This is a genomic window from Aeromicrobium erythreum (assembly GCF_001509405.1).
GTDB lineage: Bacteria > Actinomycetota > Actinomycetes > Propionibacteriales > Nocardioidaceae > Aeromicrobium > Aeromicrobium erythreum.
Genome location: NZ_CP011502.1, coordinates 1,457,591 through 1,484,103, shown reverse-complemented (window position 1 = coordinate 1,484,103; position 26,513 = coordinate 1,457,591). Strand labels below are relative to the sequence as shown.

Annotated in this window: 19 protein-coding genes; 3 read left to right on the top strand and 16 right to left on the bottom strand. The window is 72.0% G+C overall.

Features of this window, described 5'->3' with window-relative positions; all coding sequences use genetic code 11:
* Nucleotides 1–36: 36 nt before the first annotated feature.
* Nucleotides 37–933, top strand: a complete 897-nt coding sequence (gene ppk2 / locus Aeryth_RS06970) for a polyphosphate kinase 2 (RefSeq protein ID WP_067856422.1) — start codon at nucleotides 37–39, stop codon at nucleotides 931–933.
* A gap of 769 nt (nucleotides 934–1,702) precedes the next feature.
* Here the strand turns inward: ppk2 and ligA are convergent.
* On the bottom strand, nucleotides 1,703–4,135 hold the full coding sequence (gene ligA, locus Aeryth_RS06965; protein ID WP_144433708.1) for an NAD-dependent DNA ligase LigA: 2,433 nt from the start codon (nucleotides 4,133–4,135) through the stop codon (nucleotides 1,703–1,705).
* A gap of 92 nt (nucleotides 4,136–4,227) precedes the next feature.
* Between ligA and Aeryth_RS17905 the strand changes: the two genes are divergently transcribed.
* Nucleotides 4,228–4,404: a hypothetical protein gene (locus tag Aeryth_RS17905; RefSeq protein WP_158509191.1), complete on the top strand. Its 177-nt coding sequence runs from the start codon at nucleotides 4,228–4,230 to the stop codon at nucleotides 4,402–4,404.
* A 7-nt stretch (nucleotides 4,405–4,411) separates the two neighbouring features.
* Here the strand turns inward: Aeryth_RS17905 and Aeryth_RS06960 are convergent, their stop codons facing one another.
* The 8 genes from Aeryth_RS06960 to Aeryth_RS06925 all read right to left on the bottom strand — a co-directional run bounded on the left by Aeryth_RS06960 (nucleotide 4,412) and on the right by Aeryth_RS06925 (nucleotide 13,348).
* Nucleotides 4,412–5,383: a uroporphyrinogen decarboxylase/cobalamine-independent methonine synthase family protein gene (locus tag Aeryth_RS06960; protein WP_067856419.1), complete on the bottom strand. Its 972-nt coding sequence runs from the start codon at nucleotides 5,381–5,383 to the stop codon at nucleotides 4,412–4,414.
* Complete coding sequence (gene mnmA, locus Aeryth_RS06955) at nucleotides 5,380–6,486, bottom strand: tRNA 2-thiouridine(34) synthase MnmA (RefSeq protein ID WP_067856416.1); 1,107 nt, start codon at nucleotides 6,484–6,486, stop codon at nucleotides 5,380–5,382. The genes Aeryth_RS06960 and mnmA overlap by 4 nt, the downstream gene beginning before the upstream one ends.
* Complete coding sequence (locus Aeryth_RS06950; protein ID WP_202967715.1) at nucleotides 6,486–7,700, bottom strand: cysteine desulfurase family protein; 1,215 nt, start codon at nucleotides 7,698–7,700, stop codon at nucleotides 6,486–6,488. The genes mnmA and Aeryth_RS06950 overlap by 1 nt, the downstream gene beginning before the upstream one ends.
* A gap of 61 nt (nucleotides 7,701–7,761) precedes the next feature.
* Nucleotides 7,762–8,895 (bottom strand): cysteine desulfurase family protein, encoded by a 1,134-nt coding sequence (locus Aeryth_RS06945; protein WP_067856413.1) that lies wholly within the window; start codon nucleotides 8,893–8,895, stop codon nucleotides 7,762–7,764.
* Nucleotides 8,892–9,773 (bottom strand): carboxylating nicotinate-nucleotide diphosphorylase, encoded by an 882-nt coding sequence (nadC, locus tag Aeryth_RS06940; protein ID WP_067856410.1) that lies wholly within the window; start codon nucleotides 9,771–9,773, stop codon nucleotides 8,892–8,894. Before nadC ends, Aeryth_RS06945 begins: the two co-directional genes overlap by 4 nt.
* Nucleotides 9,767–11,329, bottom strand: coding sequence for an L-aspartate oxidase (gene nadB / locus Aeryth_RS06935; RefSeq protein WP_193786280.1), 1,563 nt, complete (start codon nucleotides 11,327–11,329; stop codon nucleotides 9,767–9,769). Before nadB ends, nadC begins: the two co-directional genes overlap by 7 nt.
* 1 nt (nucleotide 11,330) lies before the next feature.
* Nucleotides 11,331–12,671 carry a quinolinate synthase NadA gene (nadA, locus tag Aeryth_RS06930; protein WP_067856404.1) on the bottom strand — a complete coding sequence of 447 codons (1,341 nt, stop codon included), beginning with the start codon at nucleotides 12,669–12,671 and terminating at the stop codon, nucleotides 11,331–11,333.
* On the bottom strand, nucleotides 12,668–13,348 hold the full coding sequence (locus Aeryth_RS06925; protein WP_067856402.1) for an NUDIX hydrolase: 681 nt from the start codon (nucleotides 13,346–13,348) through the stop codon (nucleotides 12,668–12,670). Before Aeryth_RS06925 ends, nadA begins: the two co-directional genes overlap by 4 nt.
* A gap of 103 nt (nucleotides 13,349–13,451) precedes the next feature.
* Between Aeryth_RS06925 and Aeryth_RS06920 the strand changes: the two genes are divergently transcribed.
* Nucleotides 13,452–14,588, top strand: a complete 1,137-nt coding sequence (locus tag Aeryth_RS06920; protein ID WP_067856399.1) for a GNAT family N-acetyltransferase — start codon at nucleotides 13,452–13,454, stop codon at nucleotides 14,586–14,588.
* A 371-nt stretch (nucleotides 14,589–14,959) separates the two neighbouring features.
* Here the strand turns inward: Aeryth_RS06920 and Aeryth_RS17640 are convergent, their stop codons facing one another.
* The 7 genes from Aeryth_RS17640 to Aeryth_RS06885 form a co-directional block, all read right to left on the bottom strand.
* The gene (locus Aeryth_RS17640; protein WP_144433707.1) at nucleotides 14,960–16,858 is read right to left on the bottom strand and encodes a hypothetical protein; all 1,899 of its coding nucleotides are present in this window, start codon (nucleotides 16,856–16,858) and stop codon (nucleotides 14,960–14,962) included.
* A gap of 56 nt (nucleotides 16,859–16,914) precedes the next feature.
* A complete protein-coding gene (locus Aeryth_RS06910; protein WP_067856395.1) occupies nucleotides 16,915–20,442 on the bottom strand; it encodes an error-prone DNA polymerase in 3,528 nt (1,175 codons plus the stop codon).
* Between the two features lie 102 nt (nucleotides 20,443–20,544).
* Nucleotides 20,545–22,065: a DNA polymerase Y family protein gene (locus Aeryth_RS06905; protein WP_067856393.1), complete on the bottom strand. Its 1,521-nt coding sequence runs from the start codon at nucleotides 22,063–22,065 to the stop codon at nucleotides 20,545–20,547.
* Nucleotides 22,062–22,742: a hypothetical protein gene (locus Aeryth_RS06900; RefSeq protein ID WP_236749842.1), complete on the bottom strand. Its 681-nt coding sequence runs from the start codon at nucleotides 22,740–22,742 to the stop codon at nucleotides 22,062–22,064. Before Aeryth_RS06900 ends, Aeryth_RS06905 begins: the two co-directional genes overlap by 4 nt.
* An 82-nt stretch (nucleotides 22,743–22,824) precedes the next feature.
* Nucleotides 22,825–24,573: a dipeptide ABC transporter ATP-binding protein gene (locus Aeryth_RS06895; RefSeq protein WP_067856388.1), complete on the bottom strand. Its 1,749-nt coding sequence runs from the start codon at nucleotides 24,571–24,573 to the stop codon at nucleotides 22,825–22,827.
* Nucleotides 24,570–25,556, bottom strand: a complete 987-nt coding sequence (locus tag Aeryth_RS06890; RefSeq protein WP_067856385.1) for an ABC transporter permease — start codon at nucleotides 25,554–25,556, stop codon at nucleotides 24,570–24,572. The genes Aeryth_RS06895 and Aeryth_RS06890 overlap by 4 nt, the downstream gene beginning before the upstream one ends.
* Nucleotides 25,549–26,475, bottom strand: coding sequence for an ABC transporter permease (locus Aeryth_RS06885; protein WP_067856382.1), 927 nt, complete (start codon nucleotides 26,473–26,475; stop codon nucleotides 25,549–25,551). Before Aeryth_RS06885 ends, Aeryth_RS06890 begins: the two co-directional genes overlap by 8 nt.
* Between the last annotated feature and the right edge of the window lie 38 nt (nucleotides 26,476–26,513).

Genomic DNA, 26,513 nt, shown 5'->3' with positions numbered 1-26,513 from the left:
ACCTCACGTTCACCGGCCTCCCCTACGCTGCGCGTCGTGCTCGAGACCCTCAGCCCCGTGCAGCTCTCCGCCTTCTCCGTCGACGACTCCGACGACGACGACCCCGTCCTCCTCGACGCCAGCGGCCTGGCCGTCGACACGTGGCGCGAGGGCTACCCGTACGCCGAGCGTCTGGACCGCGACACGTACGAGCTGGAGAAGCGTCTGCTGCAGATCGAGCTCATCAAGCTGCAGAGCTGGGTCAAGGAGTCGGGGCAGCGCCTCGTGCTGCTGTTCGAGGGACGCGACGCGGCCGGCAAGGGCGGCACCATCAAGCGCTTCACCGAGCACCTGAACCCCCGCGGCGCGCGGGTCGTCGCGCTGGTCAAGCCGACCGACCGCGAGCAGGGCCAGTGGTACTTCCAGCGCTACGTCTACCACCTGCCGACGTCGGGCGAGATCACGTTCTTCGACCGCTCCTGGTACAACCGGGCCGGCGTCGAGCGGGTGATGGGCTTCTGCACGCCCGAGCAGTACACGGAGTTCCTCAAGCAGGCCCCCGCGTTCGAGAAGATGCTCGTCAACGACGGCATCCACGTCGTGAAGTTCTGGTTCTCCGTGTCGCGGGCCGAGCAGCTCACGCGATTCACGATCCGCCAGATCGACCCGGTGCGTCAGTGGAAGCTCTCCCCCATGGACCTCGCGTCCCTCGACAAGTGGGACGCCTACACCGAGGCGAAGGAGGCCATGTTCCGCCGGACGGACACCAAGCACTCCCCCTGGACCGTCGTGAAGAGCAACGACAAGAAGCGCGCCCGTCTCGAGGCCATGCGCCACGTGCTGCACCGCTTCGACTACCCCGGCAAGGACCACGACGTCGTCCGCACCCCCGACCCCCTCGTCGTCGGCGCCGCCGCCGACCTCTTCGACCCCGACTCCGCCGACGTGGACTGAGCGCGTCTCCGGCTGGGGCGCGCTGCCTGCGGTCGTCGTGACCTTGCTGGTGCGCTGCCCGCGTGGGTCTGTGCTTGCGGCTGCGCCGCCGCAGGGGGTCTGACCTTGCTGGTGCGCTGCCTCGGCTGGCGCTGGGTGTGGTCTCCGAAAGGGCCTCGACCGGGCGGCTGGCGACGGCGCTGGGTTGGGGTCTCGGGCTGCGGGTCGATGCTGGGTGTGGACGCAAGAAGCTGCGTTCGTGCGTCGGAGGTCAAGGATGCTGCGTTTGCTACGGGATCCCGTCACCAACGCAGAAGCGTCCGACCTCGAACGCACGAAGGAAGAATCGTGGGTGCCCTTGGGGGTGGGGCGGGCAGTGCTTCTCCCTTCTCGTGGCACGGTCCACGAGAAGGGAGGATCTCTGCTCCGTCTGACCCCGCCGGCGGTGGATCTGCCACCTGTAGAGCGCTCAGAAGGTGGCAGACCCACCGTTGGGACGCGCGAACGCAGAGTCGTGGCCCGAGAACGCAGAAACGAAGAATCGTGCGTCCAAAGGCGAGCTCAGGCCAAGCCCCGAGACCCGGAGCCGGCCCCAGGCCCACTGCCGGTCGAGGCCCTTTCGGAGGCCACCCCCAGCGCCAGCCGAGGCAGCGCACCAGCAAGGTCACGACCCCCTGCGGTAACGCACCAGCAAGGTCACGACCCCCTGCGGTAACGCACCAGCAGGCCGGGACCCCCGCAGGCAGCGCACCAGCCAGCCCACGACGACCCTGCCGCGAACCGGCCGGACTCAGCCCTCGGTGGGCGCCTCCTCCGTGGTCGCCTCGTCGGCGGTGGCCTCGTCCCCCGCGTCAGCGTCCGGCTCCTCGCGCGGAGGGCCCTCGGCGAGCAGCGTCTTGAAGGCTGCCTCGTCGAGGATGGGGACGCCGAGCTGCTCGGCCTTGTCGGCCTTGGAGCCGGGGTTGTCGCCGACGACGACGTAGTCGGTCTTCTTGCTCACCGACCCGGCGGCCTTGCCGCCGTGCTCGAGGATCGCCTCCTTGACGGAATCGCGGGTGAAGTCCTCGAGGGAGCCGGTGACGACGATCGTCAGCCCGTCGAGCGTGCCGCCGCCGGTGGACGCCGCGCCGGGACCCGGGTGGTCCGGTATCGCGAACCGGACGCCGGCCGCGCTCCAGCGGTCCAGGATCTCCTGGTGCCAGTCGACGGCGAGCCACTCCAGCAGCGAGTCGGCGATGATCGGGCCGACACCGTCGACCTGCGCGAGCGTGTCGCGGTCGGCCGCGCGGATCGCCTCGAGGGAGCCGAAGTACTGCGCCAGCGCCCGTGCTGCGACCGGGCCGACGTGGCGGATCGACAGTGCCACGAGCTGGCGCCAGAAGTCCTTCGTCTTGGCCTTCTCGAGCTCGTCGACCAGCGTGAGGGCCTGCGCCGACGGGTGCAGGACGCGGTGGTTCTTGCGCACGCCCGCGGCCCGACGCTCCGCGGGCGACGCGTCCTCGAAGCCGGGCGGGTAGGTGACCTCGACCCGCTGGAAGGGTGCACGTCGTACCGGCTCGCCCGTCCGCTCGTCGATGCGGGGCTCGCCGGTCTCGGCGTCGCGCACGACCACCTCGATCGGCACGAGCGTGTCGAGATCGAGGTCGAACAGACCCGCCTCGCTACGCAAGGGCGGCTCCTCCGGCACCGTCGGCTGCGTGAGCGCGGCGGCCGTGACCTCGCCGAGCGCCTCGATGTCGAGCGCACCCCTCGACCCGACGTGCTCGACCCGGCCGCGCACCTGCGCCGGGCAGGTCTGCGCGTTCGGACAGCGCAGGTCGATGTCGCCCTCCTTCATGGGCCGCAGCGGGGTGCCGCACACCGGGCAGTCGTCGGGCATGACGAACTCGACCTCGCTGCCGTCGCGCAGCTCCGCGACCGGGCCGAGGACCTCGGGGATGACGTCGCCGGCCTTGCGCAGGACGACCGTGTCACCGATGAGCACGCCCTTCTGCCGGACGACGTCCTTGTTGTGCAGCGTGGCCTGCCGCACGACGCTGCCGGCGACCTGCGCCGGCTCCATGACGGCGAACGGCGTGGCCCGACCGGTGCGGCCCACGGAGACGACGATGTCGAGCAGGCGGGTGTGCACCTCCTCGGGCGGGAACTTGTAGGCGATCGCCCAGCGGGGCGCGCGACTCGTCTCGCCGAGCTCCGGGTGCAGCGCGAGCTCGTCGACCTTGACGACGACACCGTCGATCTCGTGCTCGATGGCGTGCCGGTCCTGGCCGAGCTCGGCGACGCGGGCGAGGAGGTCGTCGACGGAGTCGTAGACCCGCGAGTGCGGGCTGGTGGGCAGACCCCACGACCCGAGCAGGTCGTAGACCTCGCTCTGTGCCGCGACCGGCGGACGCTCCCACGCGCCGATGCCGTGCACGTAGAGGGACAGCGCCTCGATCCGCGCCTCCCCCGCCTCGCGCTCGAGCCCGTCCTTCTTGCCCAGCAGCTGGCGCAGGCCGCCGCTGGCCGCGTTGCGCGGGTTGGCGAACGCCGGGAAGCGTCGGGCGGCGGCGGCCTCGGCCCGGTCCTGCTCGACCCCTCGCCCGGTCATCTCGGCCACGACCCGCTCGCGCAGGTCGGCCTGGAGCGCGTTGAGCCGCTCGAACGCGGCGACCGCGATGAAGACCTCCCCGCGGACCTCGACGATCGGCGGGTGTCCCTCGCCGTCGAGCCGCCGCGGCACGCCGGGCAGCCGCACCGCGTTGGTGGTGACGTCCTCGCCGACCCTGCCGTCGCCGCGGGTCGCGGCGCTGACGAGCCGGCCGTGCTCGTAGCGCAAGGAGAGCGCCAGGCCGTCGATCTTGACCTCGGTGAGCCACCGGACGTCGCGCCCCGCCGAGGCACGCGTCTTCTCGCACCACGCGGTGAGCTCCTCGGGCGAGAAGACGTTGTCGAGGCTGAGCATGCGCTCGGCGTGCTCGACCGGCGCGAGCTCGGAGCTGCGGGCAGCGCCCACCGAGAGGGTCGGCGAGTCCTGACCCTGGACCTCGGGGTGCAGCCGCTCGAGCGCCTCGAGCCGGTGCATCCAGCCGTCGTAGGTCTGGTCGTCGACCCGGGAGTCGTCGTCGCCGTAGTACGCGTCGCGGGCCTCGTTGATGCGCTCGACGAGCTGCTCGGCCTCGGCACGCGCCTGGTCGAGGGTCAGGTCCAACGGGTTCTGCGGGGCCTCGGTCACGTCGTTCATCCTAGGACCGACCTCCGACGTCCACCCCTCGTCGACGAGCCGACGGACGCGCCGCGGGTGCGACGTCGGCAGCGACCTGACACGGTGGACGCATGAGCCCCCGACGCCTCGTCCCGATCGTCCTCGGAGCCCTGCTCGTCGTGGCGGGGCTCGTCGGGTTCTTCGTCCTCGACGGGCTCGCCGCCGACCTCGCGTGCGGGGTCGCCGTGGTGGTCGGCATCGCCGTGGTGCGTCTCGGGTCGCGGCCCGACCCTGACGAGATCGTCTAGCGCGACCTCAACGTGCCAGTCCCACGGCCTCCGCGAGCACGCGGCGCGCGAAGGCGGGCGACGCGCCGGCGAGGCCGCAGGCCGGCGTGACCACGACGCGGTCGTGCCAGGCGTCCTCGCCGAACCCGAGCCGTCCGGTCCAGTCCTCGATCCGACGCCGGGCGGCGGCTGGGTCGAACGCGACGTCGGTCGACGGCAGCGCCCCGACCCAGAGGTCCAGCCCCGCCTCGAAGGCCTCGGCCCAGGCGTCCGCTGCACCGCTGGTGGCCGCCTCGACCAGGCCGAGGTCGAACGCGACGGCGTCGAAGCCGGCTCCGCGCAGCAGGGAGACGGGGACCGCGGGCGCGCAGCAGTGCGCCACCGGCGTCGCCCCGGCGTCGCGGACGGCGTCGACGACGAGCCGCAGTAGCGCGTCGGCCTCGGGCAGGTCGACGGTGCGGTAGCGGCCGAAGCCGGACGACGTCGGCACCTGCGCGGCCAGCACCGCGGGCAGGGCCGGCTCGTCGACCTGCACCACGAGCGGCGAGCGCGGGAAGCGCCGACGCAGCGACGCCACGTGGTCGCCCACCCCCGACGCGAGCGCGTGCGCGAGGTCGCGCCGTGCCCCGTGGTCGGACAGGACCTTCTCGCCCCGCTGGAGCTCGACGGTCGCCGCCAACGTCCACGGTCCGGCCACCTGCTGCTTGACGGTGCCCTCCCGGTCCTGGGCGACCTCCTCGAGGACGTCGAGGTCCTGCGCGAGCAGGGAGCGGGCCCGACGGTGGTCGACCCCCGAGGCGTCGAGCAGACGCCACCCGGCGGGCTGGAGGTCGGCGCCCAGGCCGTCGAGCACGGCGAGCGACCTGCCGACCATCTGGGCGGCGACGCCACGCGCCGGGAGCTCGGGCACGAAGACGAGGTCGTCGAGCGTGCCGAGCACCATCGCGGCGCTCTCGGCGTAGTCCTCGCCGGGCAAGGAGCCGATGCCGGTCGCCCTCACCTGCCGTCCCCGACGCCGACCTCGACGCGCGACGTGGCCGTGATGGTGGCGGAACCGACCACGCGGGTGCCCACGTAGACGACGACGGCCTGACCGGGCGCGATGCCCTCGGCGGGGTCGTGCAGCCGCACCCGGACGAGGCCGCCGTCGACCTCGACGACGGCGCGGTGCTCGGCGCCGTGGGCGCGCAGCTGCACGGTGCACTCGAGCGGACCGTCCGGCGCCGGGCCGCACCAGAGCGGGCGGTCGGCCTCCAGCACGTCGACGAGGAGACGCTCGCGCGGGCCCACCGTCACCGTGCCCGAGACCGGCTCGATGTCGAGCACGAAGCGCGGCTTGCCGTCGTCGGCCGGCACGCCCAGCCGCAGGCCCCGGCGCTGGCCGATCGTGTAGGCGTAGGCGCCGTCGTGCTCGCGCAGGACGGTGCCGTCCTCGTCGACGATCGTCCCGGGGCGGGGGCCGAGCCGCTCGGCGAGCCACCCGGCGTTGTCGCCGTCGGCGACGAAGCAGATGTCGTGGCTGTCGGGCTTCGTGGCCACCTGCAAGTCGCGACGGGCGGCCTCGGCGCGCACCTCGGTCTTGACCGAGCCCCCGAGCGGGAAGTGCGAGTGCCGGAGCTGCTCCTGCGTGAGCACGCCCAGCACGTAGCTCTGGTCCTTGCCCGCGTCCTGGGCCCGGTGGAGCTCGACGTCGCCGCTCGCCCCGGTCTCGAGGAGGGCGTAGTGGCCGGTGACGACGCCGTCGAAGCCCAGCGCGAGCGCGCGGTCGAGCACGGCGGCGAACTTGATCTTCTCGTTGCAGCGCAGGCACGGGTTCGGGGTGCGGCCGGCCGCGTACTCGGCGACGAAGTCGTCGACCACCTCGTCGGCGAACTCGGTGCTCATGTCCCACACGTAGAACGGGATGCCGAGCACGTCGGCGGCGCGGCGGGCGTCGCCGGCGTCCTCGATGGAGCAGCAGCCCCGCGCACCGGAGCGGTACGACCGCGGGTTGCGGCTGAGCGCGAGGTGCACGCCGGTGACGTCGTGGCCGGCCTCGACCGCGCGCGCCGCGGCGACGGCGGAGTCGACCCCGCCCGACATGGCGGCGACGAGCCGTGCCATCAGCGTCCCCTGACGAGGGAGGCCGTGACGGCGCGATCGCGCACCTGCGGGAGCGCGGCGAGCAGCCGGTCGACGTCGGCCTCGGTGGAGGTGTGACCCAGGCTCAGCCGCAGCGACCCGCGGGCGGCGGCGTCGTCGTAGCCCATGGCGAGGAGCACGTGGCTGGGCTGCGGGACGCCCGCCTGGCAGGCCGAGCCCGTGGACACCTCGATGCCCTGGGCGTCGAGCAGCATGAGCATGGCGTCGCCCTCGCAGCCCGGGAACGTCACGTGGGCGATGTTCGGGAGCCGGTGCTGCGGACCGGGCTCCGGGTCGCCGTTGACGACGGCGTCGGGGACGGCCTGCAGGAGACCGGTGACCAGCCTCTGCCGCAGGCGCTCGATCCGCGCCGAGACCTCGGCCTGTCGCTCGACGGTGATCTCGAGCGCCCGCGCGAACGCGGCGATCAGCGCCACCCCGACGGTCCCGGAGCGCAGGTCGCGCTCCTGCCCGCCACCGTGGACGAGGGGCACGGGGGCCACCTCACGACGCACCAGCAGCGCACCCACCCCCACGGGCCCGCCGAGCTTGTGCGCGGTGACCGTCATGGCGTCGAGCCCGGAGGCGGCGAAGTCGAGCGGGAGGTAGCCGGCGGCCTGCACGGCGTCGCTGTGCACCGGGATCGCGTGCTCCTTCGCCAGCGCGACGACGTCGTCGACCGGCTGCACGGTCCCCATCTCGTTGTTGGCCCACATGGTCGTCACCACCGCGACCGACGCCGGGTCGGCCTCGATCTGCTCGCGCAGCCGCTCCACGACGACCCGTCCCTGTCGGTCGACGGGGGTCGTGTCGATGCGGGCACCCTCGTGGGCGGCCAGCCACGTGACGGGGTCGAGCAGGGCGTGGTGCTCGATCGAGCTGAACAGCACGCGGTCGCGGGCGGGATCGACGTCGCGTCGGGCCCAGTACAGGCCCTTGATGGCCAGGTTGTTCGCCTCGGTTCCCCCGGAGGTGAACACGACCTCGGACGGGCGGGCGCCGAGGCACTCCGCGATCACCTCGCGCGACTCCTCCACGACCCGCCGCGCGGCGCGGCCCGAGGCGTGCAGGCTCGACGCGTTGCCCGTGCGGGCCAGCTGCTCGGTGAGCACCTGCGCGGCCTCGGGGTGCATCGGCGTGGTGGCCGCGTGGTCGAGGTAGACCACGGAAGCCGGCGCGCTGTTCTCGGACGTCATGACGTCACCAGGGTAGACCGGCGCGCCACCGCGTCGTCGCGCGCTGGCGGCGACGTCGCGCTCACCGCCCGCAGACGTCGGCCAGCGCCCGCGCCGCGTCGGTGAGCTGCTCGTCGGTCACCGAGCGCCCGAAGGTGAAGCGCACCGCCGTCTGCGCCACCTCCGACGGCACTCCCATGGCCACCAGCACGTGGCTCGGCTCGTCGCTGCCGGCGTGGCACGCCGACCCGCTGGAGCACACCACACCGCGGCGCTCGAGGTCGAGCAGCACCGACTCGCCCGACCGTCCGGGGAGCACGAACGACGCGTGCCCCGGGAGACGACGCACCGGGTGTCCCGTCAGTGCGGCGCCCGGGACCGACTCCAGCACCGCCGCGACGAAGCGGTCGCGCCGCGCCGCCACCTCCGCCGCCGACGTGCCGGCCGAGCGCGTGAGCCGCAGCGCAGCCGCGAGACCGACGGCACCCGCCACGTCCTCGGTGCCGGAGCGTCGACCGCCCTGCTGGCCGCCGCCGTGGACGAGCGGCTCGACGCGCACGCCCCGACGCACCCACAGCATCCCGACGCCCTTCGGTCCGCCGAGCTTGTGCGCCGAGAGGCTGAGCGCCTGGACGCCGAGCACTCCGACGTCGAGCGTCAGCCCGTCGTGGTCGGGCCAGGCCGCCGACTGGACCGCGTCGGTGTGGAACGGGACCCCGTGTCGCGCCGCCACCTCCGCCAGCGCGGCGACCGGCTGGACGGTGCCGACCTCGTTGCTGGCGTGCTGCACGCTCACCACGGTCGTGTCGTCGCGCAGCACCGCAGCCAGGTGGCCGGGGTCGACGAGACCGTCGCCGTCGACCTCGAGCTCGGTGACGTCGTAGCCGATGCGGCCGAGCCAGCGGGCAGACTCCAGGACCGCCGGGTGCTCGACGGCGCTCACGACCACGTGGCGTCCCCGCGGCTGGGCGAGTGCGATGCCCTTGACGGCCGTGTTCGCCGCCTCGGTCCCCCCAGAGGTGAACGTGACCTCGCCGGCGCGCGCACCGAGAGCCTCGGCGACGTCGGCGCGCGCCTGCTCCAGGCCGGCACGGGCGGCGTCGCCGATCTCGTGGTGGCTCGACGGGTTCCCGAACGCCGGACCGAGGTAGGGGCCCATGGCGGCGAGCACGTCGCGGCGCAGCGGCGTGGTGGCCGCCTCGTCGAGGTAGATCACGTCGCCGGTCCCGCCACCTGCGACCCGGCACCTCCGGCCCCGCCGACCTCGACGTCGAGCCCGAGGTCGAGCGCGCGGACGGAGTGGGTCAGGGCACCGACGCTGATCACGTCGACGCCGGCGCGCGCCACCTCGCCGACAGTCTCGAGCGTGATGCCGCCGCTCGCCTCGACGATCGCGCGACCCGCGACGAGCGCGACCCCCGCCCGCAGCTCGTCGGGCGTGAAGTTGTCGAGCATGATCGTGTCGACACCGCCGGCCAGCACGGCCTCCACCTGGTCGAGACGGTCGACCTCGACCTCGACGTGGGTCGTGTGCGGCAGCTGCTCGCGCGCCTGACGGATCGCGGCGGTCACGTCGTCGACGAGCGCGAGGTGGTTGTCCTTCGCCATCACGGCGTCGGAGAGCGAGAAGCGGTGGTTGCGCCCGCCACCGCAGCGGACCGCGTGCCGCTCCAGCGCCCGCAGCCCGGGCGTGGTCTTGCGGGTGTCGACGATCCGGACGCCCGTCCCCTCGACCGCCTCGACGTACCGGGCCGTGAGGGTCGCGATGCCGCACAGGCGCTGGACGAGGTTGAGGGCCACGCGCTCCCCGCGCAGCACGGCCCGTGCGGGGCCCACGACGGTCGCCAGGACGTCACCCGCGGCGAACGGTTCGGCGTCGGCGCGCAGGACCTCGACCACGGCCGCCGGGTCGACCGCGGCGAACGTCTCGACGAGCACGTCGCCGCCGGCCATGACGCCGGCCTCGCGGGCCACGACCGACGCTCGGGCAACGGCGGTCGCCGGCACGAACACCTCCGACGTGAGGTCGCCGGACGGCGCGTCCTCGTCGAGGGCGAGGTCGACGACACGTCGCACCTGGCGTCGGGTCAGCACGCGGCACCTGCCGTCGCCCCGACTCGACGCGGAGCGGTGGTCCGGGCGAGCACCACGGCACTGTGCCGGGCCACCGGCCCCGGAGCGGGAGCGTCGGTGCGGAAGTGACCACCGCGCGACTCCCGACGCTCCAGCGCCGAGACGACCAGCGCCCGCGCAACGGTGCGCAGGTTGGCGTCCTCGACCGCCTTCACGTCACCACCCGAGGGGACGCTCGTGTCGACCCGCTGCAGGGTCTCCACCGCGTGCCGCAGTCCGACCTCGTCGCGCCGCAGCCCGGCCGTGTCCCACAGCAGCCGCTGCAGGTCGGTCCGGATGAGCGGCAACGGGTCGTCGGTGTCCGCGGAAGGCACGAGGACGGGTGCCGCCCAGCTCTCGTCGACGTCGTCGGCCGCACGCGGCGCGGCCACCGCGGCCTCGACCACCCGCCGTCCGTACACCGCCCCCTCGAGCAGGGAGTTCGACGCGAGCCGGTTGGCTCCGTGCAGCCCGTTGCAGGCGACCTCGCCGACGGCCAGCAGACCCGGCAACGACGTGCGTCCCCAGAGGTCGGTCCGCACGCCGCCCATGAAGTAGTGGGCTGCCGGGGCGACGGGGACCGGCTCGCGGCCCCAGTCGAGCCCGAACGAGCGCACCGACGCGTCGATGGTCGGGAAGCGGCGGGCGAGGAAGTCGGCCCCGAGGGCGGTGGCGTCGAGCAGCACCGGCGCACCGCCCTGGCGAGCCATCTGCTCCGCGATCCCCCGCGCCACGACGTCACGAGGGGCGAGCTCGGCGTCGGGGTGGACGTCGAACATGAACCGGTGGCCGTCCGCGGCGCGCAGGACGGCACCCTCCCCCCGCACGGCCTCGGACACGAGCGGACTGCCCGGGACCGCGAGGGCGGTCGGGTGGAACTGGTAGAGCTCGAGGTCGGCGGCGACCGCACCCGCACGCAGCGCCATCGCCAGGCCGTCGCCCGTAGCGACGGCGGGGTTGGTCGTGTACGGGTAGAGCTGCCCTGCTCCCCCGGTGGCGAGCAGCACCTGGTCACCGTGCAGCACCGTGCCGTCGAGGAGCACGACGCCCCTGACGACGCCCCCGTCGACGACGAGGTCGACGGCCATCGTCCGCTCGCGCACGTCGACGTCGCTCGCGCGCACCCTCTCGACCAGGGCGTCGGAGATGGCCGCACCCGTCGCGTCGCCACCGGCGTGCAGGATCCGCCCGTGGGAGTGGGCGGCCTCCAGGCCCCGGGCCAGCTCGCCCTGGTGCACGTCGAAGCGCACTCCGCGCCGCACGAGGGCGGCGACCGCGTCGGGACCAGCGGCGCAGAGCACCTCCACGGCCGCCTCGTCCGACAGCCCGGCACCGGCGGCCAGCGTGTCGGCCACGTGCGACGCGACGCTGTCGGCGGGGTCGGTGACCACCGCCACGCCGCCCTGCGCCCAGCTGGTGTTGCTGGTGACGAGGTCGGCCTTCGTGAGCAGCGTGACCCGCACCCCGGGACGAGCTGCCGCCTCCAGCGCCGCGGTGAGTCCGGCGACGCCGCTGCCGACGACGACCACGTGCCTCACGTCAGGCACCCCTCCCCGAGACGGGGACCGGGGAGGCGTCCTTCGGTCGCGCGGCGAGCATGCGCTCCAGGGCGACCTTGGCGTCGCGCGCGACGTCGTCGGGCACGACGATCTCGTTGCGCACCTCCCCCTCGAGCAACCCGTCGAGCACCCAGGCGAGGTAGCCCGGGTGGATCCGGTACATCGTCGAGCAGGGGCACACGACGGGGTCGAGGCAGAAGATCGTGCGGTCGGGGTGCTCGGCCGCGAGCCGGTTCACGAGGTTGACCTCGGTGCCGATGGCGATCACGTCGCCGGGCTGGCTGGCCGCGACGTACTTGCGGATGAGGTCCGTCGAGCCGGCCGCGTCGGCAGCGTCGACGACCGGCATCGGGCACTCGGGGTGCACGACCACCTTGACGCCGGGGTGCTCCGCGCGCGCCTGCTCGATCTGCGCGACGGTGAACCGCTTGTGCACCGAGCAGAAGCCGTGCCACAGCAGCACCTGCGCGTCGTGCAGCTGCTCCTCGGTGTTGCCCCCGAGCGGCTTGCGGGGGTTCCACATCGGCATGCGGTCCAGCGGCACGCCCAGGGCCTTGGCCGTGTTGCGGCCGAGGTGCTGGTCGGGGAAGAAGAGCACGCGGTGCGCCCGCTCGAACGCCCACTCCAGCACCGTGGCGGCGTTCGACGACGTGCAGACGATGCCGCCGTGCCGGCCGCAGAACGCCTTGAGGGCGGCCGAGGAGTTCATGTAGGTGACCGGCAGGACCGGCACCTTGCCGTCGGCGTCGGGACCCATGCCCGTGACGGGGTCGGCGTAGACGCGCTCGAGCTCCTCCCACGCGGTCTCGACCGACTCCTCGTCGGCCATGTCGGCCATGGAGCAGCCGGCGGCCAGGTTGGGCAGGATCACGTGCTGCTCCGGCCGCGCGAGGATGTCGGCGGTCTCGGCCATGAAGTGCACGCCGCAGAAGACGATGGTCTCGGCGTCGGGGCGGGTGAGCGCGGCGTTGGCGAGCTGGAAGGAGTCGCCCACGAAGTCGGCGTGCTGCACGACCTCGTCGCGCTGGTAGAAGTGCCCGAGCACGACGAGCCGGTCGCCGAGCGCCTCCTTCGCCGCGCGGATCCGCTCGTGCAGGTCGGCGTCGTCCATCCGCTGGTAGGCCACGGGCAGCTGGCCGGGACGCACCACCGGCTCGGGCACGACGTCGTCCTCGGACGCCCCGGGGCCGTAGCCCGGCACGAGGTCGAAGAGCCACGGGCCCTCGGCGAGCTCGGCGTCGCACGTGTCGCCGGGCCGTGCGGTGACGACGTCGTGGACGGAGCCGGTGGGGACGGGACCGGTGGACAGGGTGCTGGTCATCGGATCTCCTCGGGGAGAGCCGCGCGCCGGTACAGCGCGGGCGGACGGTGGCTCGTGCCGGTGAGGTAGGAGCCGGTGGCGGTGACGGTCCCGCTCGCCAGGACCTGGCGGCGGAAGTTGGCGGGGTCGAGCGAGCGGTCGAGCACGGCCTCGTGCACGGCGCGCAGGTCGGCCAGCGTGAACTCGGGCGTGACGAAGGCGAACGCGATCGGCGAGTACGTGATCTTGGCCCGCAGACGCGCCAGGGCGTAGCGGAGGATCGTGTCGTGGTCGAAGGCGAGCCCGCGCACGTCGTCGGCGACGAACCACTCGACGTTCTCGCCGTCGGTGGCCCGGGCGTCCTCGTCGGGTCGCACCAGCGCCCAGTAGACGATCGAGACCACGCGGTCCTCGGGCGAGCGGTCGACCGCGCCGAAGGAGTAGAGCTGCTCGAGGTGTCGCGGCGCGAGGCCGGTGGTGCGCTCGAGCGTGTGGCGCGCCGAGGCCGCGAGGTCCTCGTCGGGGCGCAGCGGGCCGCCCGGGAGGGCCCAACGCCCCTCGTACGGCTCGCGGATACGGCGCACGAGCGGCAGCCACAGGGTCGTACGGCCCGTCGTGGGGTGCGGGCGCAGCGCGAAGATGACCGTGGACACCGCCAGGCTGACCTGGTCGGTGTCGGTGTCGACGTCGGTGCGCATCGCCGCTCCCTTCGGGTTGACCTGACCTTAACCCCACCTTCTGGTCGGCTCAACTCGAAGTGCGGCGCATCTCACCCCTCGGGCAACCGCCAGGATGGGAGTCATGCAGATCCGCCGCCTGACCGAGGCCGACGAGGACGTCATGCGACGCCAGTTCACGGAGGCGTTCGGCGCCTTCGACCCGCCGGAGCCGCCCGTCCCCCTCATCGTCGACGGCAAGCGCTGGTGGGGGGCGGAGGTCGACGGGCGCATCGTCGCGACGGCGCTCGATCGCGAGTACATGTCGTGGTTCGGCGGCGTCCGCGTACCGACCGCGGGGATCGGCGGGGTCACGGTCGCGCCCGAGCACCGCGGAGCCGGTCTGCTCCGTCCGCTGTTCACGGCCATGCTGGCCGAGGCCCGGGAACGTGGCGCGCTCGTCTCGACGCTGTACGCCACCGCGCCGGCGCTCTACCGGCGGTTCGGGTTCGAGACCGTCTCCTCGCTCGACGACGTGCGGCTGCCGACCCACGCGCTCGCCGTGGGCGGCAGCACCCCCGTGCGGCGGGCCACCTCGGCCGACGACGACGCGATCCGCGCCGTCCACGACCGCGCGGCAGCCCGCGAGAACGGACCGCTCGCCCGCACCGGACCACTCTTCACGGAGTCGCCGACCCTGCGCGTCAGCGGCGTGAGCGTCGCCGAGCGCGAGGGCGAGGTCGTCGGCTACGTGTCGTGGGACCGCGGCCGCGGGTACGGCGCCGAGGGCGAGCTGGTGGTCGGGCAGCTGATGGCCGACGACGCCGACGCGTTGCGCTCCCTGCTGAGCCTGCTGTCGACGTTCGCGTCGGTCACCCCGACCGTCCGGATCCGCACCAGCGGCGTGCCGCCGTGGCAGCACCTGCTGCGCACGGCGCACCCGGAGACGGTCTCGTCGGCCCCCTACGCGCTGGCGGTGCTCGACCCGGCCGCCCTGGCCCTGCCGCGCGTGCACCCCGGCATCGACACCCGCCTCCCGTTCTCGGTCGACGGGCGCTCCCTCACCCTTGCGGTCGCCGACGGCTCGGGGCACGTCGAGCCCACGGGCACGACGACCGGCGGCCGCACGTTCACCCGCGGCGGCCTGGCGCTCACGTTCGCGGGCGCCGCGACCTCGGCCACGCTGAGGTCCCTCGGGCACGTCGAGGGCGACCCCGCCGACGACGTCACCTGGGACCTGCTGTTCACCCGCGGCCCGGTGACGGTGCACGACTACTTCTGACCTCGTTGTCGCGCACAACGCATCGCGCCGGTCGTTCAGCGAGGCGACGGCCCGGTTCAAACGCAGCGGTGTGAGTTATCGCCTTACATCTCGGCAAGAGGCATGTTCAAAACTCGCCAGGGAAGTCACACGAGAGCAAGCGGGCTACGAAGGTTCCACCGTAGGATCCACGCGTAGCGTTGCGCGGCAGCGACGCCCGAGACAGAGCCTAGGGCAAGAGCCGAGAACGATGACCGCACACGGCCCGCTCAAGCAGTCTGGATCTCCGCCAAAGTGCATGCCATAGCGAGTGGAGCATCCGGATGATGAGGCACGCCTCGCACCTTTTCGCCGGATTCAGAGTGCACCTTCTCCAGTCGGGACACGGAAAGTCAGTTGGTCCTTGTATTGGTCAGATGGGTTCCGATGTAGCCGATGTATATCTTGCGAGTGTTTTCCAGATCTGCATAATAGTACATGCGTGGCGCATTCTGATCGCGGTGCGTCGGTGCAAAGTGCGCCGCCATGAAAATCTTTCCTGACGCCTCCACGTAGGTTGGCACTGGGAAGGTCCGCTCCCGTCTCATTCGCGAGTTATTCTGCACGGAGTCGCTTTCGTTCGGCCGGTGTCTCTGAATGGGGCATTTACGACCGACAACAGTGCTTGACCCCAGGTACATATGCAAGTTGCCACTGAAGTTCGACTCAAGACACTCCACAGCGTAATCGCGCAGTACCAGAATGTACTCCCAAAAGGCGGCGGCATACGTTCCATTTGGATCGACTGCATCGATCTGGTCAGCGCGGTCGATGGCTTTGCTGACATCCGTTAGTTCAATGTAGTCGAGAACATAGGAAAACCTCTCCCTATCCGTAAGTCTCTCGATGATCTCTGTGACGCTACCGGGCTCGGACTCCCAGGAGTTCTCAGCCTCTTCAACATAGGAGAAGCGGTCGGGCCTCTCTGCGCGCCAGCGCTCAAGAGAACGGGTCTTTTTCTCCGCGTCTCTCCGCGCCAGATCCGCCAGCGTTCGCTCGAACTGCTCAGCTTCTAGTTGCTTTCGAAGTTCGACGACCTGATCTTCCAACCTCTCGCGTTCCCCTTGTAGCTTCGAAGCGTTCTGCAGAGCCGACTTCGCGATCGTCTCCTGCTGTTCAAACTTCTCAGCGATAACCTGCAGGGCGGCCTCGTCGACATCATCGCGCCCTGCGATGCGTTTGACGACAGTTTTGAGCTTCTGCAACCACGAGGGCTCGAAATCCGAATGCTCAGCGGGAGCGGGTGTTTCCTTGACGATCTCGTCGAGAGATGGCTTTGTGATTTCGATGGGTCGGATCAGTTCGCGCTGCAACACGCGTGCTGTGCGTACGAGTTCCGAAGGGAGATCAGCTTCGAGAAGGTTGAGCCGCGGACCCGTAGCGACCGCTTTCACAAGGCGCTCGGAAAACCGAAGATTTTGGCCGAGGCCCTCACTCATGGTCCGCGACGTAAGGATTCTGTGTCGTCGCGCATCGACCCAGTCACCAAAGTCGACTCCGGGCACAAAGGTCCGGAGCGATCCGATGGGGACTGAATGAGCGGGCCCGATTCTCTCATTTAGCGTGGCCAGGGACTCTGCGTCGAGTACGAAGAAGGACGCGCACCCTACTGCGTCACGCGTGAGCGTTGCGACGGCTCTGGCCCACTTGTCAGGGGACACTCCGGGGACGGGCGCTGCCACGACGACCGATAGATCTCGATGCTCATCGGTGATGTAAGCCACTAGGTCATCGACCTCAGGTACTCGCAGCCGTCGAGGCTCAGAAAGTACTGGCACGGCGCCGTCAAAGGCATCAACCGCCTGTAGCGTATTTCTCACAACCTTCGGAGTTCCAGGTTGCGCGTGTCGACCATTTTTTCCGACGCCTTCGCTCTCAAACCAGAGCACCTGTCGCAAGCGCCGCGCTCGCGGCGAGGACATCGCGTATAAGCGCGTGGTCCAGATCCCATGCCTGTTTGTCTCGACATACTCCAGAAGCAGTCGACTCAGATGGCCGTCCACGTCTTCTTGTTCAACGACGGTGAGAGTGGAGTCAGGACCGAGGGTGTAGGTTCCTGGACCGTCCCAATCGGCCGACCGTAGAGTTTTTCGCGGGTCCCGCACCATAGAGACGAGCCAGCTACGGAACTGCTCTCGGGCTACCCGGACCGCATCCTCGCTCTCGGAGAGCCTGAGAACCGACCTATATCCAACTGCCATATCAATCTCCACTCCGCGCTTCTTGAATGCTAACCTTCCAGACATCCTCACCGGTGAGTTTTCCGCGAGACGTCACTTTTGTCGCCCGATCGAAGGTCCGGTGATGCTCACCGGAAGTCGCGCGAGCGGTGCCGACCGATGGCCCCCGCCGTCTCGGGGTACAGCGACTCGATCCGCTCGATCCGCTCCGCGCGCAGGTTCGTCGCACCCTCGACGTTCTCGACGACCCCGCGCACGACCACGCCGGCCGCGTTCTGCAGCACCCGACGGTGCTGCGCCCAGACATCGGCGAACACGACCACGTTGAGCATGCCCGTCTCGTCCTCCAGGTTGAGGAACGTGACGCCCGACGCCGTGTACGGACGCTGCTTGTGGGTGATGAGCCCGGCCACCCGGATCCGCCGACCCGTGCCGAGCGACGCGCACTCCTGCACCGCGCGGACGTCCTCGCGCACCAGCAGGGGACGCAGGTGCACGAACGGGTGGTCGGTGGGTGAGATGCGCGTGGCCCACAGGTCGGCCGTGGTCAGCTCGACGTCGCTCATGCCCGGCAGCATCGGCGGCGGCGCCTGCACGGCCGTGCCCTCCAGCAGGTCGGGCGCGTCGGTGTAGCCCGCGTTCCACAGCGCCTGGCGTCGGCTGAGGCCGAACACGTCGAACGCCCCTGCCGTGGCCAGGGCCTCCATCTGCGCCACCGACAACCGCGTGCGGCGCACCACGTCGGCCATGTCGGTGAACGCACGCTCCGCCCGGGCCGCCACGACCCGCTCGGCGTCGGCCTGCCCGATGCCCTGCACCTCCGTGAGCCCCAGCCGCACCGCGTGGTGGCCGTCGCGCCGGTGCTCGGCCAGCCGGGCCTGCAGCACGTCACGGGCCTGCGTGTCGTCGAAGTCGCCCGTCGGGGGCTGCTCACGGTGGGTGCAGGTATCGAGCCCGGTCGGGGCACCGGCCCCCTGGCCCGCGACGAGGAGCTCCAGGTCGGCGTGGACCTGGGAACGGGCGATGCAGGGTCGGCGGACCTCCACCCCGTGCCGGCGGGCGTCGGCGGTGAGCGACTGCGGGGAGTAGAAGCCCATCGGCTGCGAGCGCAGCAGCGCCGCCAGGAACGCCGCCGGGGCGTGCAGCTTCAGCCAGCTGCTCGCGTACACCAGCAGCCCGAAGCTGAGCGCGTGGCTCTCGGCGAACCCGAAGTTCGCGAACGCCTGGATCCGCTCGTAGATCCCGTCGGCGGTCTCCCCCGTGATGCCGTGGCGCTGCATGCCGGCGTACAGGGTCTCGCGCAGACGCTCGATCCGCTCCGTCCCGCGCTTGGAGCCCATCGCCCGCCGCAGCAGGTCGGCGTCATCACCCGTGCAGTCGCCCACCGTCATCGCGATCTGCATGAGCTGCTCCTGGAACAGCGGTACGCCCATCGTGCGCTCCAGCACCGGCTTCAGCAGCGGGTGGATGTAGTCGACCGGCTCCTTGCCCAGCCGGCGACGGATGTACGGGTGCACCGCCCCGCCCTGGATGGGGCCCGGGCGGATGAGGGCGATCTCGATGACGAGGTCGTAGTACGAGCGCGGCCGAAGACGCGGCAGGGTGCCGATCTGGGCCCGGCTCTCGACCTGGAACACGCCCACCGAGTCCGCCAGGCAGAGCATGTCGAAGACTCCGCGCTCCTCCTTCGGGATCGAGGCGAGGTCCCACCGCTCCCCCGTGTGCTCGGCCAGCAGGTCGAACGTGTGCTGGATCGCCCCGAGCATCCCGAGGCCGAGCAGGTCGAACTTGACCAGACCCATCCACGCGCAGTCGTCCTTGTCCCACTGCAGCACGGTGCGCTTGTCCATGCGGGCCCGCTCGATCGGCACCACCTCGCCCACCGGTCGCTCGGTGAGCACCATGCCACCGGAGTGGATGCCCAGGTGGCGAGGCGTCTTCAGCAGCTGCTCGGCGAGCTCGCGCACCAGCGGCGGCAACGGGTGGTCCTCGGCCGTCTCGACGGCCCGCCACGACTCGATGCCCTTGCTCCACGCGTCCTGCTGACCCACCGAGTAGCCCAGCGCCTTGGCGACGTCGCGGACGGCCGAGCGGGGCTGGTAGCTGATGACGTTCGCCACCTGGGCGGCGTTGCGCCGGCCGAACTGGTCGTAGACCCACTGGATGATCTCCTCCCGACGGTCGGCGTCGAAGTCGACGTCGATGTCGGGCTCCTCGTCGCGGGTGGCGGCCAGGAAGCGCTCGAACGGCAGGTCGTAGAGCATCGAGTCGACCGCCGTGATGCGCAGCGCGTAGCAGACCGCGGAGTTCGCGGCCGAGCCACGACCCTGGCACAGGATCCCGCGACGTCGGGCCTCGGCGACGATGTCGTGGACGATGAGGAAGTAGCCGCAGAAGCCCTTCGCCTCGATGACGGCCAGCTCCCGCTGCAGCCGCTCCTCGGCGCGGTCGCGGTCGTGCGCGTAGAGCTCGTCGGCACCCCGGCGCACCAGCTCGCGCAGGTACTCCATCGGCGTGTACCCGGCGGGCACCTCGGTCTGCGGCAGCCGCGGGGCCGCTCGCCGCAGGTCGAACGCCGCGGCCCGGGCGACGTCGACCGAGCGCGCCACCGCACCGGGGTACCGGCCGAACCGGGCCTGCATCTCCGCGCCCGAGCGCAGGTACGCCTGGCCCGACGCCGCCAGCCAGCCGTCCATGTCGGTGAGGCTGCGGCGGGCCCGGACGGCTGCCATCGCCTGGGCCAGCCGGGTGCGTCCCGGGGTCGCCGCGTGCACGTTGCCGGTGGCCACCACGGGCAGGTGGTGCTCGGCGGCCAGCCCCGCCAGCACGTCGTTCACGGTGGAGTCGGTCGGCCCGCCGTGGTGGGTGAGCTCGACGTCGACCGCGTCGGCGCCGAACAGGTCGACCAGACGGCGCAGTGCGCGGGACGCGTCGGCCGGGCCGCCGGTGGCGAGCGCCTGGCGCACGAAGCCCTTGCGGCAGCCGGTGAGCACGTGCCAGTGCCCGCGGCCCTGCTCGGCCAGCTGCTCGAGGTCGTAGACCGGTCGGCCCTTCTCGTCGCCGGCCAGCTGCGCCTCGGTGATGGCGGAGGCCAGCCGGTGGTAGCCCTCCACACCGCGGGCGAGCACGAGCAGGTGGCTGCCCTCGGGGTCGGGCACCCCCTGCTGCGGTGCCGTGAGGCCGAGCGACAGCTCCGCGCCGAAGACCGTCGGCAGACCCAGCTCCTGTGCCGCCTCGGCGAAGCGGGCCACACCGTAGAAGCCGTCGTGGTCGGTCAGGGCCAACGCCTCCAGCCCGAGGTCGACGGCCTGCTCGACCAGGACCTCGGGTGCGCTGGCGCCGTCGAGGAAGCTGAAGTCGCTGTGGCAGTGCAGCTCGGCGTACGGCACGGTCGGCGCCTGGTCCGCGCCGTCCTGCCACCGGCCGCCACCGTCCGTGGCGCCGGGAGCCCGGTAGCGCGCGCGCTTACGGCTGAACGCGGGACCGTCCCCGCCATCGGGGAAGCGACCGTCGACGGGGTCGGGTGCCAGGTCCTCGGTGCCGGGCACCGGGCCGCGCCGGTCGGCACGCCGGTCCTGCGGGAGGGCGTGCGCCGGACGTCCGGAGAGCCGCGCCTCGAGCTCGCGCCAGGTGACGTCGGGGTTGTTCCAGCCCATCAGCGCCTCCCCCTCCCCCGCTGAGCGTGACGTTTGCGGGGTGCGGACGCGCTCACGGCCCCGCGAACGTCACGCTTAGCGGGGAGGGGGGGCGTGAGGCGGTCAGTCATAGCGGGCCTCGGTCCACCAGGTGCCGTTCTCGACGACCATGAGCCAGGCGGTCCCGTCGACACCGACCACCTGGAAGCGGGCCACCCGACGGGCGGCGGCCTCGTCCCACCAGAGCTCGTCGACGGGCCAGGGACCGGCCCACGACGCGACGGGACGCCACTGCTCGTCGCCCGTGGCGCGGAACCGCACCGGCTCGCAGCTGATCGCCCCGCGGCCGTCGACGCCGACCACCCGGTCGCCCGGTCCGACGACCTGGGCCGGCCTCGGGGCGGCGTACACGGTGGCCGGCGCCGGCGGCGGCACCGACCCGGGCCACGGGGCACCGACCGCCCGGGCCGGCTGCGCCTGCTCGCCCCACGTCGTCAGCAGGCGGCGGGCAGCCGGTGCCCGACCACCCTGGACCTGGGCCGCGAGCACCCCGTCGTGCCCGACCAGACCCTGCACCCGGGCGATCCCCCGCTCGACGCGCTCGTCGTCGGCAGCCCGGGTGCCGGCCCCGAACAGCACCGGGGCGTGCTCGCCGACGGGCGCGACCGTCTCGGGCACCAGCCGCACGCCGCCGACCGGTCCGGGCAGCACCGTGCCCTGCAGCTGCCAGCGCACCCGGTTGACGACGTCGACGGCACCGAACCAGCGCGGGTGCGCCCAGCGTCGGGTGGAGGCGACGACGCCGTCGACCTCGACCTCGATCCCGAGGGCGGTGCACACGACACCGCGCTCGGCCAGGCGGGCGACGAACCGCTCGGCCACCGAGCGCAGGCTGAACGCGACGGTCTCGGAGCTGGAGACCGGCGGCTCGAGCGCGAGCACGCCGCTCAGCTCGGGCGGCACGTCGCGGCGCGCGAGCAGCCGGGGATCCTGCCCCGAGGCGAGCCGGTGGAGCAGACCACCGTGCGCCCCGAACCGGGTGTGGACGTCGGAGGGCCGCAGCGCCGCCAGGTGCGCGAGGGTGGTCAGGCCCATGCGGCGCAGCAGGCTGACCACGTCGGGCGACTCGAGCACCTCGACCGGGAGCGGGGCCAGGAAGGCGGCGTCGGTGCCGGGCTCGACGACGTGGACGTCCTGCGGGGCAGCCCGGCGGGCGGCCTGCTCCGCGGCGAACAGGGTGTCGGCGACGCCGAGCCGCACGTCCCACACCGCGAGCGAGACGACGCGTTCGGCGACGACGGCCGCCGCCTGCTCCTCCCCGCCGTAGAAGCGGGCCGGCACGGGCAGCGCGCACAGCCCGGGACGCAACGGCGTGACCGCGGGGCTGAGCTCCTCGACGCCGAGCAGCACCTCCTCGAACGAGCGTGCCTCGACGTCGGGACGGTGGTCGGCCAGGTGCAGCTCGGGGCAGCGCGCCTGGGCGTCGCGACGACGCATGCCCCGCCGCACCCCCTCGACCCGCGCGGCGTGGTTGCACGCGAGCACCTGGCCGCCCTCGAGCACGGCACCGGGCTCGTCGCGCGGCAGGTCGGGCAGGGCGGCCCGCACCGGCCAGTCGGGGCACCACACCACGAGGGTCCTCATCCGGCGCTCCGCACGACCGCGGGCTCACGCCGGCGCACGGGTGCGACGTCGGGGCGAGCCTGCTGCACGGTGAGGTCGGCCGCGGGCAGCAGCAGGTCCCGGGTGCGGCGCGGTGCCGCGCCGCGGTGGAGCGCGACCGTGACCTCCCGCGAGCGCAGGTGCCCGTCGCCGGCGCCCGGGCCTGCCCAGCGGGCGGTCTCGAGGGTGAGCCGGGCGTCGCAGCGCGGCCAGTCGCCCCACGGGACGAGCACGCAGCCCTGCTTGCGCAGCCGGGCCCCGAGGCGAGACGCGTCGCCCTCGCCGACCGCCGCGGACGGGCGGACGACCACGAGACCCACCACGTCGACGAGCGCGGCCGTGACCTCCAGCCAGCGGTCCTGCGGGTCGGGCACCAGCACCGTGCGGTGCGGGTCGACGCCCATCGCGACCGCAGCCTCGACCCCCAGGTCGGGTGCGCCGACCACCGCGCACCACGTGCCGGCCGCCGACGGACCGGCCATGAGCAGCAGGGCCAGGCTGGCCGAGTCGACGCCGTACACCCCTCCGGTCTCCAGGCTCAGCAGACCCTCGAGGGCCGCGTGCGTGGGCACCGACTGGCGGGCAGGAGCGCCCTGCATCCGCTCGACCTCGCGTCGCAGCTCGGCGACGACCTCGAGGGCGGGACGGGCGGTGGACACCCCACCATGATCGAACAGATGTTCGAACGAGTCAACTGGATCGACGCACCCCGCGCCCGGTCAGCCGGGCGCGGGGCGAGCCTCAGACGTCGTCGCCGGCCTCCACCACGCCGAGCGGGATCGACCCGCCCGGGATGGCGTCGAGGAGCATGCGCGTGTAGTCCTCGCGGGGGTTCTCGAACACCTCGGACACGGTCGACTGCTCGACGACCTTGCCGTTCTGCATCACCAGCACGTTGTCGGCGATCTGCCGCACGACCGCGAGGTCGTGGGTGATGAACAGGTAGGACAGGCCCAGCTCGCTCTGCAGCTCGTTCAGCAGCGTCAGGATCTGCGCCTGCACCAGCACGTCGAGCGCCGAGACGGCCTCGTCGCAGATGACGACCTCCGGGTCGAGCGCGAGGGCTCGGGCGATCGCCACGCGCTGGCGCTGGCCGCCCGAGAGCTCGTTCGGGTAGCGCGTCATGACCGAGGCCGGCAGTGACACCTTGTCGAGCAGGTCGCGGATCTTGGCCTCGCGCTCCTTGGCCGTGCCGACGCCGTGCAGCCGCAGCGGCTCCTCGATCGAGCGGTAGATGGAGTACATCGGGTCCAGCGAGGCGTACGGGTTCTGGAACACCGGCTGCATCTGGCGCCGCAGCGCGAGCTGCTGGTCCTTCTTGCGCAGGGTCGTGATGTCGACGCCGTCGAACTCGACGCTGCCGCTGGTCGCGTCGAGCAGACCGAGGACCATACGGGCCACGGTCGACTTGCCCGACCCCGACTCGCCGACGATCGCGGTGGTCGTGCCGCGCTCGAGCTGGAAGGAGACCTGGTCGACCGCCGTGAAGTCGGTCGACTGCCCCGGCCGGCTGCCGCGGATCTTGAAGACCTTGGTGAGGTCCTTGGCCTCGATGATCGTGCCGCGGCCCTCCCCCAGCTCGTCGTCGTGGGTCGCGACCTCGGCGGCGATCTCGGCCGCCGTCTGCACGGCCTGCTCACGGACCTCGGCGCGGGCCTCCACCGACGAGAGCCGCTGCGAGGCGAGCGACGGTGCCGAGCTGACGAGCCGCTTGCTGTACGGGTGCTGGGGGTCCTGCAGGATCTCCAGCGCCGGCCCGGACTCCACGACCTGCCCGCGGTACATGACCACGAGGTGGTCGGCCCGCTCGGCCGCCAGCCCGAGGTCGTGGGTGATGAGCAGGACCGCGAAGCCCAGCTCGTCGGTGAGCCGGTCGAGGTGGTCGAGGATCTGCTTCTGGACCGTCACGTCGAGCGCCGACGTGGGCTCGTCGGCGATGAGCAGCTTCGGCCGCGCGGCCAGGCCCATCGCGATGAGCGCACGCTGGCGCATGCCGCCGGAGAACTCGTGCGGGTACTGCTGGGCCCGACGGGCCGCGTCGGGCAGTCCGGCCTCCTCGAGCAGCTCGACGACGCGGGCGTCGGCGGCCTTGCCCTTGGCGACGCCGTTGGCCTCGAGCGACTCCTTGATCTGCGTGCCCACACGCCACAGCGGGTTGAGGTTCGACATCGGGTCCTGCGGCACGAGGCCGATGGACGAGCCGCGCAGGGCGACGATGTCGGACTTCTTCGCGTGCGCGATGTCCTGGCCCTCGAAGAGGATCTGGCCACCGGTGATCCGTCCGGTGCCGGGCAGCAGGTCGATGATGGCGTGCGCCGTCGTCGACTTGCCCGAGCCGGACTCTCCCACGATCGCGACGGTCTGACCGGGGTAGACCGACAGGTTGGCGCCGATGACGGCGGGCACCACGGTCTTCTTGTCGGCCGCGAAGCCCACGTGGAGGTCCTTGACCTCCAGCAGCGGCTGGTCGGGGTTCAGGTCGCGGCTCATCGCTTCTTGGCCTTCGGGTCGAGGGCGTCGCGCACGGCGTCGCCGAGGAGGATGAAGCTGAACACGGTGAGCGCCAGCGCTCCGGCCGGCCAGAACATGGTGCCCAGCCGCTGCCCGGCCCGCACCTGGTTCTGGGAGGCCGCGATGTCGTTGCCCCAGGACACGATGCTGGTCGGCAGCCCGAGGCCGAGGAACGACAGCGTCGCCTCTGCCACGATGAACACACCGAGCGAGACCGTCGCCGTGACGATCACGGGAGCCAGGGAGTTCGGCACGACGTGGCGGAGCAGGTTGCGCCGCGGCGTGGCACCGAGCGCACGCGCGGCGTCGACGAACTCCTGCTGCTTGGTCTCGATGACGGCACCGCGGGCGATACGCGTCACCTGGGGCCAGCCGAAGAGTCCCAGGGCGAGCACGATCGCGAGGACCGACCCCCAGAAGCCACGGTCGGGCCAGACGTTGTTGAGCGCCGACAGCAGCACGATCGCGGCCAGCAGCAGCGGGATGGCGTAGAAGATGTCGCCGACGCGGGAGATGAGCGTGTCGAAGATGCCGCCGTAGAAGCCGGCGACGGCACCCGTCACGAGGCCGAGCAGGGCGACGATGAGCGTCGTGAAGACGCCGACGGCGACCGAGGCGCGTGCCCCGTAGATGACGCGCGAGTACACGTCGCAGCCCTGGCGGTCGAAGCCGAGCGGATGACCGGGCGAGGAGACCGCCAGGCTCTTGCCGGGCTGGCAGAAGCTGGGGTCGTTGCTCGTGAACAGGCCCGGCACCGCGATGACCACGGCCAGGAACACGAGGAGCACGGCCGAGACCCAGAACAGCGGGTTCTTGCGCAGCTGCTTCCACGCCTCCTTCCACTGGCTCTCCGGCGGGGCCGTGGTGTCGAGTGCGCCGACGTCGTGCAGCGGGGTGTCCTCCAGGCGGGCGAGGTAGCGCTCCTGCCCGGGACGGATCTTCGAGGGACGGCCGTCAGGCATAGCGGATCCTCGGGTCGAGCCAGGCGTAGAGCAGGTCCACGACAAGGCTGGTGAGCACGTAGACGAGCACCATGATGGTGACCACCGAGACGATGGTCGGGGTCTCGCCGCGTCGGACGGCCTGGAAGGCCAGGTTGCCGACGCCGGGGACGTTGAAGATGCCCTCGGTCACGACCGCGCCGGCCATCAGGCCGCCCAGGTCGGCGCCGAGGAACGTCACGACGGGGATGAGGGAGTTGCGCAGCACGTGGCGGCGGTTGACCTGCCCGTCGGGCAGACCCTTGGCCCGGGCCGTGCGCACGTGGTCGGCGGTGAGGTTCTCGATCACCGACGTGCGGGTCAGGCGCAGCACGTAGGCGAACGACACGAGACCGAGGACGATGGCCGGCAGCAGCAGCTCACGGAACGTCGCCTGCGAGCTGACGAGCGCCGGCAGCGCCCCGAGCTTGATGCCGACGATCAGCTGCAGCACGAAGCCGAAGACGAAGATCGGGACGGCGATGACGAGCAGCGACACCACGAGCATCGTGGAGTCGAACAGCTTGCCGCGGCGCATGCCCGCGTAGAAGCCGGCAGCCACGCCGAGCACGGCCTCGATGACGAGGGCCATGAAGGCCAGCTTGATGGTCACGGGGAACGCGCGCTGGACGAGGTCGATCACCGGCTGGCCGCTGAACGACGTGCCGAAGTCGAGGGTCACCGCGCCCTTGAGGAACAACAGCCACTGCACCAGGAACGGCTTGTCGAAGTTGTACTGCTCGCGCAGCGCCTGGTAGGTGCCCTCGGGCACGGGCTTGTCGCCGAACAGCGCGACGATGGGATCACCTGGTCGCAGGAACACCATCGCGTAGATGAGCAGCGTCGCTCCGAGGATCACCGGGATCGCTTGGAGGAGACGCTTACCGACGTACCACCACATGGGCAGGACTCCTTGTCTGAAGGGGGCGGCGGTGCCGC

Coding starts and splice junctions, on each gene's coding strand:
- Aeryth_RS06885 (WP_067856382.1), bottom strand. CDS start 26,475: ATGTGGTGGTACGTCGGTAAGCGTCTCCTCCAAGCGATCCCGGTGATC.
- Aeryth_RS06890 (WP_067856385.1), bottom strand. CDS start 25,556: ATGCCTGACGGCCGTCCCTCGAAGATCCGTCCCGGGCAGGAGCGCTAC.
- Aeryth_RS06950 (WP_202967715.1), bottom strand. CDS start 7,700: ATGACGTCCGAGAACAGCGCGCCGGCTTCCGTGGTCTACCTCGACCAC.
- Aeryth_RS06910 (WP_067856395.1), bottom strand. CDS start 20,442: ATGGGCTGGAACAACCCCGACGTCACCTGGCGCGAGCTCGAGGCGCGG.
- ligA (WP_144433708.1), bottom strand. CDS start 4,135: ATGAACGACGTGACCGAGGCCCCGCAGAACCCGTTGGACCTGACCCTC.
- Aeryth_RS06920 (WP_067856399.1), top strand. CDS start 13,452: ATGCAGATCCGCCGCCTGACCGAGGCCGACGAGGACGTCATGCGACGC.
- Aeryth_RS06905 (WP_067856393.1), bottom strand. CDS start 22,065: ATGAGGACCCTCGTGGTGTGGTGCCCCGACTGGCCGGTGCGGGCCGCC.
- Aeryth_RS06925 (WP_067856402.1), bottom strand. CDS start 13,348: ATGCGCACCGACGTCGACACCGACACCGACCAGGTCAGCCTGGCGGTG.
- Aeryth_RS17905 (WP_158509191.1), top strand. CDS start 4,228: ATGAGCCCCCGACGCCTCGTCCCGATCGTCCTCGGAGCCCTGCTCGTC.
- mnmA (WP_067856416.1), bottom strand. CDS start 6,486: ATGGCACGGCTCGTCGCCGCCATGTCGGGCGGGGTCGACTCCGCCGTC.
- Aeryth_RS06895 (WP_067856388.1), bottom strand. CDS start 24,573: ATGAGCCGCGACCTGAACCCCGACCAGCCGCTGCTGGAGGTCAAGGAC.
- nadA (WP_067856404.1), bottom strand. CDS start 12,671: ATGACCAGCACCCTGTCCACCGGTCCCGTCCCCACCGGCTCCGTCCAC.